This window comes from Bacillus sp. 196mf (assembly GCF_003217275.1).
Classification (GTDB): domain Bacteria; phylum Bacillota; class Bacilli; order Bacillales; family Bacillaceae_G; genus Bacillus_A; species Bacillus_A thuringiensis_S.
In genome coordinates this window covers 1-3,210 of record NZ_QJTG01000081.1, presented here as the reverse complement: position 1 = coordinate 3,210, position 3,210 = coordinate 1, and the positions used below count along the sequence as shown (strand labels likewise).

Below are 3,210 nucleotides of genomic sequence, written 5' to 3'. Positions count from 1 at the left end.
ATAAACAACCTACCTTTTTGTGTCCAGCGTGTATTCATTTTTACGGATTTACTACCATCCGAATGCGTGACATCAATTGTTTGTGATTTTGTATATCCTTTATTTAGATGCTTCGCATACAGCAGCCATTGGTTGTTTACTTTGTACTGTACCTTTTCATCTTTTAAGATTTTATTTAATCGTACTGCTGATAACCTATAATCAGCTGCAATTTGCGAGACGGTTACCGTATCTTTTGACTGAAGAATTTGATCGAGGTATGTAATCTTAGATGCATTCTCTGCGACTTGTTGTGTTAACATGAGATTCTTTTGTTCTGCCACTTGCCTTGCCTGTTGCTCGTGTTTGAGTTGCGACGCGAGACCAATAAGCAAATCTGGGTCTTGTAGTAACGCGTTTATCGTAGGCGGTGTCATGTAAGCCCCGTGTTTTCGAATACTTGGGAGCACTTCTTCAAATACCCATTTTTCAAATTGTCCCGCTTGTGGGAGTTTGGATTTCACGATTAGGCGGTATAGATTGGGTTCGTTAATGAATTTCTTTTCAACCGTTTGATTTTTCTCTGAAATAACCACCTCGCAAAACGCGACCCCGTCTCTTTTACAATGTTTACTTACAGCATCATGAGGATTGGAATACCCTAAAATTTTTGCAACATCTGTTGCCGGAAAGTACTCTTTTCCATCCTTGATAAAAACCTCTAAATTACCGAACATGTTATGTGCGAATGTTTGCATTTGCTTCATTTTTCAGCTCCCCTTTTCTACAAAAATGAAATTGTTTTATTTGTCCTCTGTCGTATTTTACGACAGAGCTACTCTTCTATTTTTTTGAAAAGTCGTCCGATTTAAAATAACCACCGAACGAAACGTTCTCCCGTCCTTTTTCATTCGTTTACCACTATTCACAGGGACTAACATTTCGTTCGCCCCTTTTCTCCTTACTTACTTCCTTGGTCATCCGATTCGGACCTTGCCATAACCCTTGCTTTCTCCATCTATTTTTCACTTTCCCAACGTAGGAAGGACTTCGTCCAAACAGGATACTGATTTCTTTATCTGGGATTCCTTGCTCATTCAGTTCTCGTACACGTGCTGGTATCAATCCATCCGGAATATTTCCGGGCTTCCCTGCACGCTGCCTCGGCTCCGTATCAAAATACCTACCCAACTGGCGTAACTCCTGACCAGTCGGGCAATTGGCACAAATGCTAATACTGAAACTCGCTTCATCTGAACGATTGTAATAACACCGTCTACATTTCTGTTCGATGATATCGCCAATCTGATACGTAAGTTGTATGCGTTCTTCTCTGGTGAGTTTCATATTCCTCACCTACAATACGGCTTTCAATGCGATGCCTAATGCTTGCGCTTTTGCTTGACATTCCAGGCGGTGCTTCCGTTCCATTTCTGCGGTCTCTTCTGCTGCGCTGATTCTGATTTGTACTTTACGTAACTCAGCTTCCAGTTCCCATTTCTTTGCGCTTAACTGGTTGCGTTCATTAAGTAAAGTTGTATATTCTTCCTCACGAATTTGAAATTGTTCTTTTACCTTTTCAAGTTCCGCTTTTAATTCTGTTTGACGCATCCCATTATCTCTCTCTTCAGAATGTTCATTTTTCTCCCTAATAACTTTTGCACCTTGGGCCAATGGTTTTATACTCTTTTTCGTTCCCGACCTCTTAGCGCGATTCCTAATGCCCTCTTTTTTCTCTCGTCGTTTTGCGACGTTGTGATACAATGTGCTTTCACTCACGCCCAGTCGTTCTGCGATTTTTGCCCAAGATAATTTCTGTTCCCGTAACTTCTCCGCCTTCTCACATAATACATCCCAATTTTTTTCTTCAGCCAGTTGTTCTGCCATCATTTCATTTCTCCCTTCCAGTAAGGTGTCGCCTAATTGTTTGATTCGCTTCCCAATCCTACAGTTATCCGCACACCAGGAAGTCTTGCGGTTCCCTGACTTCCTGTATGCCGGTATCTTTTGACAACCCGCGCAATGCTCATCTTGTAGATTTAATATTTGAATCCGGATGGATTTCTTATCAAGCTTCATCGCGAGGCTTGTCCTCATCCGTTATTTCGAATTCTTCAAATGGCTGTGGTTGTTCTGAAACTCCCTCTTCTTCTGTATCTACCGTCTCCTCGAATTTCTCCTCACACTTTGGCTCTTCTTTTGTTTCTGGCTGCTGTTCTTTCCACTCATGCCACTTGATGGCCAATGGAGCTACACGCTTACGATATTCATCGATTACCTCGATAATTTGTCCTGAGGACATGTTCAGCTCATTTGCCAATTTCAAGTACGATTCACCCTCTAGGCGACGTTTCACAATCTCCGGAAGTTTATTCGGCATACCCTCAAAGTTCGGTGCTAACCCGCTGATGATAAAAGCATCAATCACTTCACGGTCCGCTTGTTCTTTTTCTTCACGAGTCTGAATCTTCTCTTCTGGCATATCTAAATCCGCTTCTATTTGCTCGAATGTTAATTTTACCTCTTGTACCATTCCTTTTTCATCGACTTCGTACTGCGTAACTGGTTCATTTGTTTTCGCATTAATCGTGACATTAAAATTGACTTGCATAGACTCTAGTGAAACAAACACTTTGGCATCAATCATGTCAGACAAAGAATCCAACTTCCCTTGTAGCGAAGAATCTGTTACTTCTAACACAATCTCTTTCTTCCCATCAGGTTTTAAGTTCACTTTCTTTAACACTGGTTTACATTCGATATATGCCATTATGATCCGCTCCCTTTATTCTGTTTTTTCGCTTTCTTCTCCGCTCGTTGCAACTTGTTGTATTCGTCCAATGTGATAAAACCACCATATTTCTTCACATGCTTCAGCAAAATCAGCTGTAAGTGTGGATATGTATACTCGAACAGCTTTCGTTTCACGTTAAACGTTTCGGTAATGACACCTTTTATGTCTATGACTTCTACCTCACCATTTGGCAAGTACACCAGGAAGTCCGCTATGTATGTAATGGCTTGAAAGTTCTTGTCCCGTTTCTTGAACGCGGGCTGCAAGTTAAATACTGGCTGCCGTTCAAATCCTTGTATTTCACCTCTTGCATAACGGATTTTCAAGCCTTCGTAATAATTTGCTTCGGCTTTTGAATCGAAAACATGACCGTCCAAATTAACTTTTTTATTTTTGTATTTACTCAATTCCTCTCACTCCAAATACCTGTCATCCAC

5 protein-coding genes are annotated in these 3,210 nt (G+C 41.1%); all 5 read right to left on the bottom strand.

Annotated elements, in window-relative coordinates; all coding sequences use genetic code 11:
• Nucleotides 1-746: phage antirepressor KilAC domain-containing protein (locus ATL10_RS30445; protein ID WP_110498340.1), on the bottom strand; the 746-nt coding region annotated here is incomplete at its 3' end.
• A gap of 154 nt (nucleotides 747-900) precedes the next feature.
• Nucleotides 901-1,326 (bottom strand): helix-turn-helix domain-containing protein, encoded by a 426-nt coding sequence (locus ATL10_RS30440; protein ID WP_110498338.1) that lies wholly within the window; start codon nucleotides 1,324-1,326, stop codon nucleotides 901-903.
• 9 nt (nucleotides 1,327-1,335) lie between these two features.
• On the bottom strand, nucleotides 1,336-2,058 hold the full coding sequence (locus tag ATL10_RS30435; protein WP_110498336.1) for a zinc-finger domain-containing protein: 723 nt from the start codon (nucleotides 2,056-2,058) through the stop codon (nucleotides 1,336-1,338).
• A complete protein-coding gene (locus tag ATL10_RS30430; protein ID WP_110498334.1) occupies nucleotides 2,048-2,749 on the bottom strand; it encodes a 2-methylcitrate dehydratase in 702 nt (233 codons plus the stop codon). Before ATL10_RS30430 ends, ATL10_RS30435 begins: the two co-directional genes overlap by 11 nt.
• A complete protein-coding gene (locus ATL10_RS30425) occupies nucleotides 2,749-3,180 on the bottom strand; it encodes a DUF1064 domain-containing protein (protein WP_110498332.1) in 432 nt (143 codons plus the stop codon). The genes ATL10_RS30430 and ATL10_RS30425 overlap by 1 nt, the downstream gene beginning before the upstream one ends.
• Between the last annotated feature and the right edge of the window lie 30 nt (nucleotides 3,181-3,210).